This window comes from Polaromonas aquatica (assembly GCF_042659145.1).
Classification (GTDB): Bacteria; Pseudomonadota; Gammaproteobacteria; order Burkholderiales; family Burkholderiaceae_C; genus Polaromonas; species Polaromonas aquatica.
The window spans coordinates 131081-145404 of the sequence record NZ_JBHSRS010000084.1; the positions used below are offsets into that span (position 1 = coordinate 131081).

Here is a 14324-nt window from a genome sequence, read left to right on the forward strand (position 1 = left end):
CTCAGTCAACAGCCGCGCCGGAGCGCTTGACGGCATCACCCCAGAGCGGGATGTTGCTGGTGATGTATTTTGAAAGTTCTTCGGGCGTGCTGGGCGCAGCCTCGGCGCCGCGCTGCTGCAGCTGGCTGCGCAGCTCTGGATCAGCAAGCGCCTTGTGGATCGCCGCATTGAGTTTGTCGACGATGGGGCGCGGCGTGCCGACCGGCACCATGATCGCATCCCAGGCGCTGACGTCAAAACCCTGCAGGCCGGACTCGGCAATCGTCGGCACGTCCGGCCAGCTGGCCACACGTTTTGCAGTCGTCACCGCCAGCGGTTTGATGCGTCCGCTTTTGGCCTGCGGCGCCGCGTTGGGCATGACTTCAATCATCATGTCCACCTGCCCGCCTATCAGGTCCGTGATGGCCTGCGCGCCGCCGCGGTAAGGAATATGGACGATGGAAACACCGGCCCGCGATTTATAAATCTCCCCGGCCAGGTGCGAGGTCGTGCCATTGCCAGCCGAGCCGAAGGTGTACTTGCCCGGATTCGCCCGGAGCAATTTGGTGAGCTCCGCCATCGAATTGACCTGCAGCGTGGGGCGAACCACCACCATGGCCGCAATCTGCGTCAGTTGGGACACCGGCTCGAAATCCTTCAGCGGGTTAAAGCCCGGCGACTTGTAGATGGAGTGGTTGATAGCCAGCGTGCCGTTGGTGCCGTACAGCAGCGTGTAGCCGTCCGCAGGCGCCTTGGCCGCCGTGGCGCTGCCGACGTTGCCGCCGGCGCCAGCCAGGTTTTCAATCACGATGGGCTGGCCAAGCTCCCGGGCTGCACGCTGCATGACCAGTCGTGCCATGGTGTCGCCGCCACCGCCCGCCGTGAAGGGAACAATCAGCTTGACGGGTTTGTTGGGATAGGCGGCTGCGCCCTGGCCGTATGCGGCCGGCACGGCCAGGCAAAGGGCGGCACCACAGGCCAGCGCAAGGCGGCCCAGCAGCGGAAAACGCCCGCGTTGTGGCAAGGGTCGGGAAAGGGTCGGGTTCATCGTATCTCCTGTTTCATCGTGGCAAACCGGCTTTTTTAGCCGCCAAAAATACTTAGTCACCTTATATTATTGAGCGCAAAACATCCATTAACAACCGTTCAAACCCTAATAAACCTCAAAAATTGCATGCAATAATAAAATCCCGGCTGCCCAGCCGCTTCCTGCCCCATCATTTTCATGTCCTCACAGATTGACTACACCACCGACGAACTGAGGCGAAAAATCCTCACTGGCGAAGTCGCCCCCGGTGAGCGCATGGTGGAGCTGGAGTTGTCCGCGCAACTGTCCGTCTCACGCACGCCCATCCGCATTGCGCTCGGTGAGCTGGAAAAGGAAGGCCTGCTGGAACGGCTGCCGACACGCGGCTTCCGGGTTCGCCGCTTCACGGTTGACGAGGTGGCCAATGCGGTCGACGTGCGGGGCGTGCTGGAAGGCATGGCTGCGCGCCAGGCGGCCGAGCGCGGCATCGGGCCGGACACCCTTGCCGAATTGCAGGCCTGCGTGGATGAAGGCCGGCTGCTGCTGCAAAAGGCGCAAGCCGCGGGCCATGTGATCGACGCAGCCCGCTGGGTGCCCATGAATGCGCGCTTTCACGGCGCGCTGGTGCAGGCCGCCGGCAACAGCACCCTGGGCTCTGCGCTGGCACATGTCAGCAAAACCCCCATGGCTGGCGCCGGTGCGCTCAGCCTTAACGGTGTGCTGCCACTGCTGGAGTACCAGTTCATACAGCGCGCCCAGAGCGACCATGAAGACGTGCTGGCCGCCCTGCTGGCCGGCGAAGGCGCACGTGCCGAATCTCTGATGCGTGAGCACGCGCACCGCAGCCGCAACAACAAACGCGAACTGATGCTGCGGATGCAGCAACCGGTTGCAAGCAAAAAAGCGCTTAAGACAGCTTCAGAACGGCAAAAATCCGCCGGAATTTAAACATTTCAGGCCGCTAGCCAAGGAGCAGCGAGCGCAGCCAGCTATTCATTTGATAGCGAAGAAACGCTCCCGGCTTGCCTCAAACCCTGGCTGGACGCACACGAAAACGCATCAGCAAGCCGCCTATCACCGTCATCAGCACCAGCGCCGAAAGCGCAAGCGACCAGTGCACGCCAATCATCGCGCCCATCAGCCCGACGGTGATGCCGCTGAACGCGCGCATGCCCAGTGCGGCCATGTTGAAGAGGCCGATGACGCGCCCACGAATCTCGCCCGGCGCATTCAGTTGCACCAGCGCCTGTGTCATCGAGCTGAATGAAAGCTCCAGGAAGCCGGCAACAAACAGCAGCGCCAGTGCCAGCGGGTAGCTGGCCGAAGCCGCGAAACCCACCAGCGCGGTACACCACAAAACGGCCAGCACCAGCGCCGTGCGCGGACTGGACTTGAGCAGACCGCTGCCTTCGAGCAGGACCCCTGCAAGCAATGCGCCCGCCGCATCCGCCGCCAACAGCATGCTGTACGCGACGCCGGGATCACCATGGCCCAGATCATGTGCAAAACCCGGCATCTGTGCCTGGTAGGCGCCGCCAATAAAAAAGGACGTGCAGCCCGCCAGCAGCGTCATCGAAACGATCAGCCGGTTGCCGGCGATGTCGCGTATGGTCTGTGCAATGTCCGCAAAACCGCGCACTGCCCGCTTGATGGCGGCCGGGCCCTTGCGAAAGCGCGGGCCGTAAGGCGCTTTCCATAACCAGAGCACCAGCGGCAGGTAAAACAGCACGTTGAGCAGGATGCCGTGCGAAGGCCCGAGCGTCAGCATGATCAGGCCGCCCACCGCAGGCCCGACCAGCACGCCAAGGTAACGCGCCGAAGCATTCAGCCGCACCGCGCTGGGCAGGTCACGCGGCTCGACGATGTCATGCAGCAGCAACTGGCTGGCCGTCTGCCACAACACGCCCGCCACGCCGTGTATGGTCAGCAGCACCATGGCATGCCACATCTGCAGGGTGTCGGTGATAAAGAAATAACCCCAGCCCAAGGAGGCCGTCATGAACAGCAGCATGCCAACCTGGATGATGCGGCGCGGGTCAAAACGGTCGGCCAGCGCACCGGCCGCCACCGAAAACAGCAGGAAAGGCAGCCAGTGCGACACCACGGCAAAACCGCCAAGCGCCGGTGACTGGAATTTCTGGAAAACCATCCAGTAGCTGATGACGTGCTCGATGTTGTCGGCCATCATCGCCAGTGTGTAGGTCATGAAGTGGGCGCGGTAGCCCGGGACGCGCATGGCGGCAAAGGAAGGCCGCGCGGCTGGCGCAGTCGCTGCGCTGCCTGATGGGTTGTCGTTCAAGGGAAAACTTTCGAAAAAGCCGTGGCTGTTGGAGTGTTTGTGGGGCCTGAGAGCCTGTTTACGATCTACACAGGCCCGAAAGCATTCTGGCTAAAAACCGGATAACGCGCTTGCGGGCGCAAGGCTGCGGCTCGTTCCAGGGCTTCCGTGATGCGTTTTATCCGCGCCAGCCCCAAAAAATTGCTGCAAATCGAAGATTTATGAGCCATTTAGCCCTCCAGCCCATGAAACAAGAGCGCAACACGCTATTGATTCAATAGCACCGAGCCACGACACAATTCCCCCGCGGCGGATGCCTTGGGAGCACGGACACGCACGATTTACAATCCCGCATCCCACGGGTCGCAATGCGTTCCATTCGCCGCACGCATGTTTTGCCGATTTACGGCACAAACCGAATCCCCCTGCCCTTGAAAAGGCTTTTATGGTCCCCAAGTGGTTCGCTTGGAAGTTTTAACTCTCTGGTCAAGCATGTCTGAAAACCAACAACCTGAACAAAATCAACCCCTTACCGGCGCCCCCAGCCCGGAAGAGCTGGAAGCGGCGCAAGCCGCCAACGAATTTGACGCTCTGACCGTGGCACAAGCCGAAGTGGCAACACTGCAGGCCAAAAATGCCGAACTGGCTGACAGCTACCTGCGCGCCAAGGCCGAGGCCGAAAACGCCCGCCGCCGCGCCGAAGACGAAATCAGCAAGGCACGCAAGTTCGCCCTTGAAAGCTTTGCGGAAAGCCTGCTGCCCGTGGCCGACAGCCTGGAAGCAGGCCTGGCCATCAAGGAAGCCACGTCCGAACAGCTCCGGGAAGGCTCGGAAGCCACGCTCAAGCAGCTCAAGAGCGCGCTGGAGCGCAACAAGGTGGTTGAAATCAACCCCGCCAGTGGCGACAAGTTTGACCCGCACCAGCACCAGGCCATCAGCATGGTTCCGGCCGAGCAGGAAGCCAACACCGTGGTCAGCGTGCTGCAAAAGGGCTACCTGATCGCCGAGCGCGTGCTTCGTCCCGCGCTGGTCACGGTTGCCGCCCCGAAATAAGTACAAAAACCATGTTGGGGCACTTGAAGTCGCATAACTTATCCACAAGTCATCAACATGGTCATTCACAGAATGGCTGGGCATTCAGCCATCCCACTTTTAATCATTAACACATCAAAATAGCAGGAGTTCATCATGGGAAGAATCATCGGTATCGACTTGGGCACCACCAACAGCTGCGTGTCCGTCATGGAAGGCAACACGCCCCGCGTCATTGAAAACTCGGAAGGCGCGCGCACCACGCCGTCCATCGTCGCGTACCAGGAAGACGGCGAAGTACTGGTCGGCGCCTCCGCCAAACGCCAGGCCGTCACCAACCCCAAGAACACCCTCTACGCCGTCAAGCGCCTGATCGGCCGCAAGTTCAGCGAGAAAGAAGTCCAGAAGGACATCGACCTGATGCCTTATTCGATCGTGGCGGCCGACAACGGCGACGCCTGGGTCGAAGTGCGCGGCAAGAAACTCTCCGCCCAGCAGGTCAGCGCCGACATTCTGCGCAAGATGAAAAAGACCGCCGAAGACTACCTCGGCGAGCCTGTCACGGAAGCCGTGATCACGGTGCCTGCGTACTTCAACGACGCACAGCGCCAGGCCACCAAGGACGCCGGCCGCATTGCCGGCCTGGACGTCAAGCGCATCATCAACGAGCCCACCGCTGCAGCCCTGGCTTTCGGCCTGGACAAGCAGGAAAAGGGCGACCGCAAGATCGCCGTGTATGACCTGGGCGGCGGCACGTTCGACGTGTCCATCATCGAGATCGCCGACGTCGATGGCGAAAAACAGTTTGAAGTGCTGTCCACCAACGGCGACACCTTCCTGGGCGGCGAAGACTTCGACCAGCGCGTCATCGACTTCATCATCGGCGAGTTCAAGAAAGAGCAAGGCGTGGACCTGTCGAAAGACGTGCTCGCCCTGCAACGCCTGAAGGAAGCCGCTGAAAAGGCCAAGATCGAACTGTCCAACAGCGCACAGACCGACATCAACCTGCCCTACATCACGGCAGACGCTTCGGGCCCGAAACACCTGAACATCAAGATGACCCGCGCCAAGCTGGAAAGCCTGGTCGAAGAACTCATAGAGCGCACGATCGCGCCTTGCCGCGTGGCCATCAAGGACGCCGGCGTCAGCGTTGGCGACATCCACGACGTGATCCTGGTCGGCGGCATGACCCGCATGCCCAAGGTGCAGGAAAAGGTCAAGGAATTCTTCGGCAAGGACCCGCGCAAGGACGTGAACCCCGATGAAGCCGTGGCTGTTGGTGCTGCGATCCAGGGCCAGGTGCTGTCCGGCGACCGTACCGACGTACTGCTGCTTGACGTGACGCCACTGTCGCTTGGTATTGAAACCATGGGCGGTGTGATGACCAAGATGATCAAGAAGAACACGACCATCCCGACCAAGTTTGCACAGACCTTCTCGACCGCTGAAGACAACCAGCCGGCCGTGACGATCAAGGTGTTCCAGGGTGAGCGTGAAATCGCCTCCGGCAACAAGGCGCTGGGCGAGTTCAACCTTGAGGGCATCCCGCCAGCCGCACGCGGCACGCCGCAGATTGAAGTGTCGTTCGACATCGACGCCAACGGCATTTTGCATGTGGGCGCCAAGGACAAGGGCACCGGCAAGGAAAACAAGATCACCATCAAGGCCAACTCGGGCTTGAGCGAAGCCGAAATCCAGCAAATGGTGAAAGACGCCGAGCTGAATGCCGAAGACGACAAGAAAAAAGTCGAATTTGTGCAGGCCAAGAACAATGCCGAGGCCCTGGTGCACAGCGTGAAAAAATCGCTGACCGAATACGGCGACAAGCTCGATGCCGGCGAGAAGGAAAAAATCGAGACCGCCATCAAGGACATGGAAGAGGCCCTCAAGAGCGAAGACAAAGCCGCCATTGATGCCAAGAACACGGCCCTGATGGAAGCCAGCCAGAAGCTGGGCGAAAAAATGTACGCCGACATGCAGGCTTCGCAAGCGGCCGCCGGCGGTGACGCTGCCGGCAATGCAGGCGCGGCTCAGGCCGAAGCCAAGCCAGCGGACGACAACGTGGTGGACGCCGAAGTCAAGGAAGTGAAAAAAGGCTAAACCCCGCGCGGGGCTCTGCTCCAGTGCGGACAAGCGGAATCCAGGCTTAAACCCCGGGTTCCGCTTTCCCGTTTACGGACCGCGGCTTTTTTATTTACTGAACACGCACTTTCATGGCCAAAAAAGACTACTACGACACGCTCGGTGTTCCCAAGAACGCCAGCGATGAAGACATCAAGAAAGCCTATCGCAAGCTTGCGATGAAGCATCACCCCGACCGCAACCAGGGCGATGCAGGCAAGGCTGCCGAGGAAAAGTTCAAGGAGGCCAAGGAGGCCTACGAGATGCTTTCCGACGAGAACAAACGCGCAGCCTACGACCAGTACGGCCATGCGGGTGTGGACCCGAACATGCGCGGCGGCCCGGGCGCGGAAGGTTTTGGCGGCTTTGCCGAAGCCTTCGGCGACATCTTTGGCGACGTGTTCGGTGGGCAGCAGCGTGGCCAGCAACGCGGCGGACGCCAGGTTTTCCGCGGCGGCGACCTCAGCTACGCCATGGAGATCACGCTGGAAGAAGCAGCTGAAGGCAAGGAAGCGCAGATCCGCATCCCCAGCTGGGACGACTGCAGCACCTGCCACGGCAGCGGCGCCAAACCCGGCACCAAGGTGGTCACCTGCACCACCTGCCACGGCCACGGCGTGGTGCAGATGCGCCAGGGCTTTTTCAGCGTGCAGCAGAACTGCCCGCAGTGCAAGGGCACGGGCAAACTGATTCCCGAACCCTGCGTGGCCTGCCACGGCGTGGGCAAGACCAAAAACAACAAGACGCTGGAAGTCAAGATCCCTGCCGGCATCGACGACGGCATGCGCATACGCTCCACCGGCAACGGCGAACCGGGCACCAACGGCGGCCCGCCGGGCGACCTGTACATAGAGATCCGGGTCAAGAAGCACGAGATTTTTGAGCGCGACGGCGACGACCTGCATTGCGCCGTGCCCATCAGCTTCACAACGGCAGCCCTGGGCGGCGAGATCGACGTCCCGACGCTGGCCGGCAAGGCAGCCATCGACATTCCCGAAGGCACCCAGGCCAGCAAGCAGTTCCGCCTGCGCGGCAAGGGCATCAAGGGCGTGCGCTCTAGCTACCCCGGCGACCTGTACTGCCACATCACGGTGGAAACACCCGTCAAGCTCACGGAGCATCAGCGCAAGCTGCTCAAGGAACTGGACGAGTCCCTGAAAAAAGGCGGCGCAAAACACTCGCCAAGCGAAGAGGGCTGGACCGACAAGCTGAAGAGTTTTTTCAGCGCCTGAACGACCAGCACCTGGGTGCTGATCGACGGAAAAATAAAAAAGCGGATGGTTTTTGCCATCCGCTTTTTTTGCTTTATCTGCTATCTAATTCATAGCTGGCTGCGAAGGCAGTTCAAGGGCCAACGGCATTTTTATATCTGAAACCGGCTTTTTCGGCCCTGTCCGGCCGTTCTGGCGTCCCGGGAACGCTGGAAGCGGCGCTCAGCCCAGCGTCTGCGGCACTGCCACGCCCGGGTAGCTGAGCCAGAGCTCGAAAGGGTATTCGCTCTCCAGCACAAAACGGTCACCGCGGTACCAGAACAGGCCGGCATAGGCGATGTGGCCGGAGGCGTCGGAAATGCGCCTGACCATGTGCGCCATGGGCGTGGCGAACGAGCAGCCCAGCGCCTGCGCCAGCACCATGTCTGCCGGGGCGACGGTCAGCGTCTGCTGCATCTTCAGCATCCTGCTTTTGGAATATTCATTGAGCAGATAGGCAATCTTGTGCTGCTGCTCCGACCCCTCCGGAAAGCGCTGGTAAATCTCGCTGGCCACATAGATCTCGGCCAGACAAAAAGGCTCGCCGTCCTGCACGTGGATCTTGCGTATGAAGGTGTAGCTCTTGTAGCTGGAGTCGGCGGCCGCCCCGCGCGACAGGGGTTCGGGCAGGTTCACGCCGTAACGCTGCTCCAGCACCTCAAAACGCACATCGCTTGCGCGCGGGTCGTTGATGGCCGCATGCATGTTCGCGGTCATGGACGCCGCAGGCGCCGAGACATAAGTGCCGCGACCGCGGTCACTGGTGATCAGGCCCTCGGTCTTCAGCAGCCCGTAGGCCTGGCGGACAGTGATGCCGGCAACCTTGTACTGCCCGGCCAGTTGCAGCACCGTCGGCAGGCGTTGCCCGCTGACCAGCTCGCCATGGGCGATCTGGTGCCGCAGGATGCTCGCCAGCTGCAGGTACTGCGTGACACCAGCACCAGAGTGCGGTACAGGGCGTGCTGTCATGGGCGGTGGCTTGACTGATAAAACCATGGTCGCAATGATCCTGACTGAAAATGCCTGCGTCCGCGCCTGCTTGCCTGCCTAGTTGGTGTCAATCCGCAGGGCACGGATGAAAGGCACCCATTTTGCCCGTTCGGCCTGGCCATAGGCATCGGCCTGCGCCGGCGTGGTGGGACCCAGACTTTCAGATGCGCCCTGTGCAAGGTGCTTCTTCATTTCAGGCATTGCCAAAGCCTGGTTCAGTGCGGCATTCAGCTTGTCGATGATGGCCTGCGGTGTTTTGGCCGGTGCCATCAGGTTGTTCCAGGTGTAGGCCTCATACGTCGGCAGGCCCTGTTCGGCAAAGGTCGGTACGTTGGGCGCGACAGCGCTGCGTTTTTTGCCGGACACCGCCAGCAGCTGGCCCCGGCCCTGCTGTGCAATCGGTGAAGCAGAAATCAGGCCGTCGAACAACAGGTTGACATGCCCGCCGGACAGGTCGATCAATGCAGCGCCATTGCCTTTGTAAGGTACATGCAGCAGGGAAATATCGGCGGCCTTGGCAAAGTTTTCCCCTACCACGTGGCTGATGGAGCCAGGCCCGCCTGAACCATAGGTGATCTTTCCGGGATTGCTTTTGGCATAGGCGATGAGTTCCTTCAACGTCTTGGGTGTGGAGGTGCTGGCGACCAGTACCAGCGGCGTGCGCGAGACCAGCCCGATGGATCGCAAATCCTTTTCAACATCAAACGGCAGCCTGGGATAAAGCCCGACGTTCATCACCAGTTGCGAACTGGTCCCCAGGCCAATGACGTAGCCGTCCGGTGCCGCCTTGGCGACCACGTCCGTGCCGATGGAGCCGCCGCCGCCGCCGCGGTTTTCCACCACGACAGGCTGGCCAAGGATATCGCCCATATAGCGCGCCAGCTCACGGCCGGTGATGTCGTTACCGCTGCCGGTGCTGAAAGCCACCACCAGCCGTATCGGTTTGGTCGGGTAGGCCTGCGCCTGCGCCTGCGTGGAAAAACCACCTGCGGCAGCCAGGCCTGCGAGAACGGCGGCCGTGGCGATGTGTCTGCGATTGAGTTTCATGTTTATCTCCTTGCGTTGTCTATACAGCTTGTTTCGTGACCCGGACTCTGCCCGGGATCAATTCACGTCGATTTTCAGGGCGCGGATAAACGGCACCCACTTGGCCCGCTCTGCCTGACCAAAAGCGTCGGCCTGGGCTGGCGTGCTGGGGGCGAGGTTTTCCGAGGCGCCCTGTGCAAGGCGGTCTTTCACGACCTGCTCGGTCAGCGCCCTGTTCAAAGCGGCGTTGAGTTTGGCGATGATGTCATCCGGTGTTTTGGCGGGCGCGAACAGGTTGTTCCAGGTAACGGCTTCCACCGCCGGCAAACCGAGCTCGGAGAATGTCGGCACATCCGGCACCACCTTGCTGCGTTTCGCACTGGATATGGCCAGGAAATGCGCCCGGCCCTGCTGGACAACCGGGGCTGTCGATATCAGGCTGTCCAGCAAAAGATTGACATGGCCGCCCGACAGGTCGATCAATGCAGCGCCGCTGCCCTTGTAGGGAACGTGCAGCAACGAAATGTCGGCGGCCCTGGCAAACCCTGCTCCGAAGATGTGGTTGACCGAACCCGTGCCGGCGGAGCCATAAGTCACCTTGCCGGGATTGGCCCTGGCATAGGCGACCACTTCCTTGAGCGTTTTTGGCATGGCCGTACTTGCCACCAGCACCGCAGGCGTGCGTGCGATCAGGCCTATGGAGCGCAGGTCGCGGTCCACGTCAAACGGCAGGGTCTTGAAGAGCCCCACGTTCATGACCAGTTGCGAGCTGGTGCCCATGCCAATGGTATAGCCGTCAGGCGCGGCCTTGGCAACCACATCCGTGCCGACGGAGCCGCCGCCACCGGCGCGGTTTTCAACCACCACGCTCTGGCCCAGGTACTCGCTCATGTAGCGCGCCAAGTCCCGCGCGGTCAGATCATTGACGCTTCCCGTACCGAAAGCCACCACCAGGCGGATCGGCTTGTGCGGATAGGCCTGCGCCACCGCCTGCCCTGCGGCCATCAGGCCGAGCAGAACGCCTGTGGTGACCAGACGCCCAAGGTTTAATTTCATTTTTGTCTCCTCCAGTCCGTTGCTCAGCCTGCCAAAAGTGCGACCGGCACCCGCACCGGCATGGACAACAGGATTTGCGCCATGCCCTTGCCCAGCGGATCGTTGCGCAGCGAAGCCATGCCGCCACCGCCAAGCGCCTGCTCACACACAAGGTTGAAGGCGTTGATGCCCGGCAGGTCGTAACGTGTGACCTTGCCCTTGACCAGGTGTGCAAGGTAGGCAGCCACAGCGGCTTCCGTGACCTGCGCACGCAACACCGGCAAAAGGTCCGGCCGGCGCGCGATGATCCCGATGTTGGAGATATCGCCCTTGTCGCCGCTGCGTGCATAGGCCAGGCGGATCAGGGGCACTTCGACCATGCTGCTGGGCGAGCCTGCCTCCATGCCGGCGCCCGTTGCAGTGCTGTCGGCCACCCTGGCCGCGGCGGCAGGACTGGCCTGACCCGCTGGCTGGGTAATTGCCGTGCTTTCGCCATTGACCAGGACGGTCGGGCTCAAGCGCGCCTTGTCGAGCAGAAAGGAGTATTGGCGGATAGACGGTGAGGCCGAAGCACGGCCACCACCCGAACCCGTGGTGCCGGGCGCCCAGGATGTACCGGCCGGTGCCACCTCACGGGCAAACAGGTCCAGCGCCTCCTTGCGCGCGTGGGTGACGGTCAGGCGCAAGACAACCTCGCGCGCTGCCGTGGCCCTGGCGTGCGGGCCGTAGCAGGACTCCGCGCCCACCACTTCAAGGTTGCTGGCTGAATAAGGGCCAAGCCCGGCTTTCTCAAGCATCGCCGAGGTGCGGTCCAGAATGGCCTCGCCGGTGCGGCGTGCCTTGGCGACGGCGTCGAAGCCGACGATGGTGAGCTGGGCGGAGGTCTTGAAACCTTCCACATGCGTTGCACAAACCTTGTAGCTTGTGGTCGGCGCCCGTCCGCGTGCACCGCGCACGTCCACGCGCTGGCTGCCGGCCTGCTGCAGGGTCACCTGGGTGAAATCGCAGATCACGTCGGGAAGGATGTAGGTGGTCGGGTCGGCGATCTCGTAAAGCATCTGCTCGCCGATGACCGCCGGCGTGATCTTGCCACCTGTGCCCTCGGGCTTGGCCAGCACAAAACTCCCGTCCGCGCTGCACTCGGCAATCGGGTAGCCCATGATGTCCCAGCCCGGCACCGTGTCCCAGTCGGTGTGCAGGCCGCCGGTGGCCTGGCAGCCGCACTCGAGGATGTGGCCGGCCAGGCTGCCGCCGGCGAGCAGGTCGTAGTCAGTGCTGGTCCAGCCGAACTCGTGCATCAACACACCCAGCGTGACGGCGGAGTCCACGCAGCGGCCGGTGATGACCACCTGGGCACCGGCGTCGAGTGCCGCCTTGACGGGCAAGGCCCCCAGGTAGGCATTGGCGGTCAGCACTTTTTCAGGCAGCCCGGAACCGTTTTGCATCTCTTTCACATTGCCTGATTCACGCAACCCGGGCAGCAACGGCATCACGTCATCGCCCGTTACCACGGCGATCTTCAGCTCAACGCCCTGCTCCTTTGCCAGCGCAGCCAGTGCGGCAGCGCAACCCTCGGGATTCACGCCGCCGGCGTTGCTGACCACGCGTATGCCCTTGGCCACCACATCGCGCAGCACGGCCTTCATGGCCACACTGACGAAGTCGGTGGCATAGCCGAGTTCGGGCTTTTTCAGGCGCGCGCCGGCAAGAATCGACATGGTCAACTCCGCCAGGTAATCAAACACCAGGTAGTCGATCTGTCCGCTGTTCACCAGCTGCGGCGCACCGACGCTGCTGTCGCCCCAGAAGCCGGAGGCGCCACCTATGCGCACCACTTTGCCGTTTGCCTTGTTTTTTGCACTCATGAGTATTCCTGTCATTCAAGTTGATTTTTTCAGCTGCCAGTCCACACCGGCTTGCGCTTTTCACGAAAGGCAAGCTGCCCTTCGGCGGCGTCTTCGGTCAGGGCAAACAGGCCGATCTGGCTTTCGGTGAAGGCGATGCACTCCTCGAAGGACATGGCTTCGATCTTCTTCATGGTGTACAGGCCGCGGCGGATCGCTGCAGGCGACTTGTCCAGCATGCGGTCCAGCAGCCATTGCAGCTTGCCGTCGAGGTCATCGCTGACGTAGTTGACCAGCGAGTACTCGAGTGCCTGGGCGGCGCTCAGGGGTTCGCCCGTCAGGCACATCTCGGCCAGCACGCGGCGGGGAATCAGGTTACCCAACACGCTCAGCACCTGCGCCGGGAACACACCGACCTTGACTTCCGGCAAGCCGAAGATGGCCTTGTCGCTGGACACCACCATGTCGCACATGCCCATGATGCCCATACCGCCCGCCATGCAGGCACCGTTGACACGCGCAATCAGCGGCACGGTGGACTGCTTTGCCTGCCTGAACAGGTTGGCAAATCCGACATAGGGCTCGGAGTAATCGAACTTGAAGGACTTGCCGCTCTGCAGGTCCGCACCGGCACAGAAAGCGCGCGTGCCCGCGCCGGTGATCACGATGGCGCGAACATCGCGGCTTTTATTGGCGCGAGCCAGCGCGTCGCTCAATCCGGCCAGCACGGCCGCACTGATGGAGTTGCGTTTTTCTTCCCGGTTGATGGTCAGCCACATGACGGGGCCGCGCATTTCCTCAAGCAGTTCGTTCTGGATGTCTGTCGTCATGGTTTCTCCTGGTACTTTGGATGGGGTTAAAAAAATCCGGCGGCTGGCGCCGTCATGAAGAGGAAACACTTGCGGCCTGCGGCACGCCTGGCCACACAAACCGGCTGGGACGCCTGGCCACAAAATCGCCTATGGCCTCACGATGGAAATCACTTGAAAAGGCAATGCCCTGGGCGCTGGCCTCTATCTCAAGCATGGCCGCAAATCCGGTCACCTGGGACTGGTTCAGCGCCTGTTTGGTCAGGGCAATGGCCGCAGCGGAACCGCCGGCCAGCGCCTCGGCCATGGCCTGGGCATAAGGCAGCAGATCGGCTGAAGACACCAGTTCGTGCACAAAGCCCCAGTCCATGCCCGTCTGCGCATCCAGTTCGCGCGCCGACAACATGGCCGCCTTGGCCCGGTGCAGGCCGACACTGCGCGCCAGCGTATACAGCGCGCCGCAATCGGGCACCAGCCCGACCTTCATGAACGACATGCAAAATCGCGCCGCTGGCGTGGCCAGCACAATGTCCGCGATCAGGGCCAGACCAAAGCCCCCGCCATAGGCGTAGCCGTCCACCGCGGCAATCACGGGCTTGTCTGTTTCGAAAAAAGCCTGGATACCGGTATGCGCCCCCTTCATGCGCAGGCGTCCGGCTGCTGCATCCAGCCGCTCGCCCGCCTGCATGTCCTTGATATCTCCGCCTGCACAAAAGTGGCCGCCGCTGCCGGTCAGGACAATCGCCCTGACCCCGGGATCTGCAACGGCGTCCTGCGCCGCCTCGCCCAGCTCCCGGCGCATTTCAATGTCCATTGCGTTGCGCCGTTCCGGGCGGTTCAGGCAAATAGTGGCCACATGCGCGGTCACCGAATAATCCACCAGACGGAAACGGCTTGTACCTTGCAGAACACCTGGGTTCATGGCAATTCCTT

Annotated in this window: 12 protein-coding genes; 4 read left to right on the forward strand and 8 right to left on the reverse strand. The window is 61.8% G+C overall.

Annotation, left to right across the window (positions count from 1 at the left end; translation table 11 throughout):
• Position 1 precedes the first annotated feature (1 nt).
• Positions 2-1027, reverse strand: coding sequence for a Bug family tripartite tricarboxylate transporter substrate binding protein (locus ACFQND_RS21845; protein ID WP_371439649.1), 1026 nt, complete (start codon positions 1025-1027; stop codon positions 2-4).
• A 177-nt stretch (positions 1028-1204) separates the two neighbouring features.
• On the opposite strand from ACFQND_RS21845, the gene ACFQND_RS21850 reads away from it, so the two are divergent.
• The gene (locus tag ACFQND_RS21850) at positions 1205-1954 is read left to right on the forward strand and encodes a GntR family transcriptional regulator (protein WP_371439650.1); all 750 of its coding nucleotides are present in this window, start codon (positions 1205-1207) and stop codon (positions 1952-1954) included.
• Positions 1955-2033: 79 nt separating this feature from the next.
• On the opposite strand, the gene ACFQND_RS21855 is transcribed toward ACFQND_RS21850, so the two are convergent.
• Entirely contained in the window at positions 2034-3305 is a 1272-nt protein-coding gene (locus ACFQND_RS21855) for an MFS transporter (RefSeq protein ID WP_371439651.1), read from the reverse strand.
• Between the two features lie 471 nt (positions 3306-3776).
• Between ACFQND_RS21855 and grpE the strand changes: the two genes are divergently transcribed.
• From grpE to dnaJ, 3 genes are all read left to right on the forward strand, one after another.
• Positions 3777-4337: a nucleotide exchange factor GrpE gene (grpE, locus tag ACFQND_RS21860; RefSeq protein ID WP_371439652.1), complete on the forward strand. Its 561-nt coding sequence runs from the start codon at positions 3777-3779 to the stop codon at positions 4335-4337.
• 135 nt (positions 4338-4472) lie between these two features.
• A complete protein-coding gene (gene dnaK / locus ACFQND_RS21865; RefSeq protein ID WP_371439653.1) occupies positions 4473-6416 on the forward strand; it encodes a molecular chaperone DnaK in 1944 nt (647 codons plus the stop codon).
• A gap of 113 nt (positions 6417-6529) precedes the next feature.
• Positions 6530-7669: a molecular chaperone DnaJ gene (gene dnaJ, locus ACFQND_RS21870; RefSeq protein WP_371439654.1), complete on the forward strand. Its 1140-nt coding sequence runs from the start codon at positions 6530-6532 to the stop codon at positions 7667-7669.
• Between the two features lie 201 nt (positions 7670-7870).
• Here dnaJ and ACFQND_RS21875 read toward each other — a convergent pair whose 3' ends face one another.
• From ACFQND_RS21875 to ACFQND_RS21900, 6 genes are all read right to left on the reverse strand, one after another.
• A complete protein-coding gene (locus ACFQND_RS21875; RefSeq protein WP_377414578.1) occupies positions 7871-8656 on the reverse strand; it encodes a GntR family transcriptional regulator in 786 nt (261 codons plus the stop codon).
• A 78-nt stretch (positions 8657-8734) separates the two neighbouring features.
• Complete coding sequence (locus tag ACFQND_RS21880) at positions 8735-9724, reverse strand: Bug family tripartite tricarboxylate transporter substrate binding protein (protein ID WP_371439656.1); 990 nt, start codon at positions 9722-9724, stop codon at positions 8735-8737.
• A gap of 57 nt (positions 9725-9781) precedes the next feature.
• The gene (locus ACFQND_RS21885; protein WP_371439657.1) at positions 9782-10759 is read right to left on the reverse strand and encodes a Bug family tripartite tricarboxylate transporter substrate binding protein; all 978 of its coding nucleotides are present in this window, start codon (positions 10757-10759) and stop codon (positions 9782-9784) included.
• A gap of 23 nt (positions 10760-10782) precedes the next feature.
• Positions 10783-12603 (reverse strand): acyclic terpene utilization AtuA family protein, encoded by a 1821-nt coding sequence (locus tag ACFQND_RS21890; RefSeq protein WP_371439658.1) that lies wholly within the window; start codon positions 12601-12603, stop codon positions 10783-10785.
• Positions 12604-12632: 29 nt separating this feature from the next.
• Complete coding sequence (locus ACFQND_RS21895) at positions 12633-13412, reverse strand: enoyl-CoA hydratase/isomerase family protein (RefSeq protein ID WP_371439659.1); 780 nt, start codon at positions 13410-13412, stop codon at positions 12633-12635.
• 52 nt (positions 13413-13464) lie between these two features.
• Positions 13465-14313, reverse strand: a complete 849-nt coding sequence (locus tag ACFQND_RS21900) for an enoyl-CoA hydratase/isomerase family protein (protein ID WP_371439660.1) — start codon at positions 14311-14313, stop codon at positions 13465-13467.
• Positions 14314-14324 lie beyond the last annotated feature (11 nt).

Bases quoted from the DNA above. Each gene is read 5' to 3' on its own strand.
- ACFQND_RS21845 (WP_371439649.1), bottom strand. From the start codon at position 1,027: ATGAACCCGACCCTTTCCCGACCCTTGCCACAACGCGGGCGTTTTCCG.
- ACFQND_RS21850 (WP_371439650.1), top strand. From the start codon at position 1,205: ATGTCCTCACAGATTGACTACACCACCGACGAACTGAGGCGAAAAATC.
- grpE (WP_371439652.1), top strand. From the start codon at position 3,777: ATGTCTGAAAACCAACAACCTGAACAAAATCAACCCCTTACCGGCGCC.
- dnaK (WP_371439653.1), top strand. From the start codon at position 4,473: ATGGGAAGAATCATCGGTATCGACTTGGGCACCACCAACAGCTGCGTG.
- dnaJ (WP_371439654.1), top strand. From the start codon at position 6,530: ATGGCCAAAAAAGACTACTACGACACGCTCGGTGTTCCCAAGAACGCC.
- ACFQND_RS21875 (WP_377414578.1), bottom strand. From the start codon at position 8,656: ATGACAGCACGCCCTGTACCGCACTCTGGTGCTGGTGTCACGCAGTAC.
- ACFQND_RS21880 (WP_371439656.1), bottom strand. From the start codon at position 9,724: ATGAAACTCAATCGCAGACACATCGCCACGGCCGCCGTTCTCGCAGGC.
- ACFQND_RS21885 (WP_371439657.1), bottom strand. From the start codon at position 10,759: ATGAAATTAAACCTTGGGCGTCTGGTCACCACAGGCGTTCTGCTCGGC.
- ACFQND_RS21890 (WP_371439658.1), bottom strand. From the start codon at position 12,603: ATGAGTGCAAAAAACAAGGCAAACGGCAAAGTGGTGCGCATAGGTGGC.
- ACFQND_RS21895 (WP_371439659.1), bottom strand. From the start codon at position 13,412: ATGACGACAGACATCCAGAACGAACTGCTTGAGGAAATGCGCGGCCCC.
- ACFQND_RS21900 (WP_371439660.1), bottom strand. From the start codon at position 14,313: ATGAACCCAGGTGTTCTGCAAGGTACAAGCCGTTTCCGTCTGGTGGAT.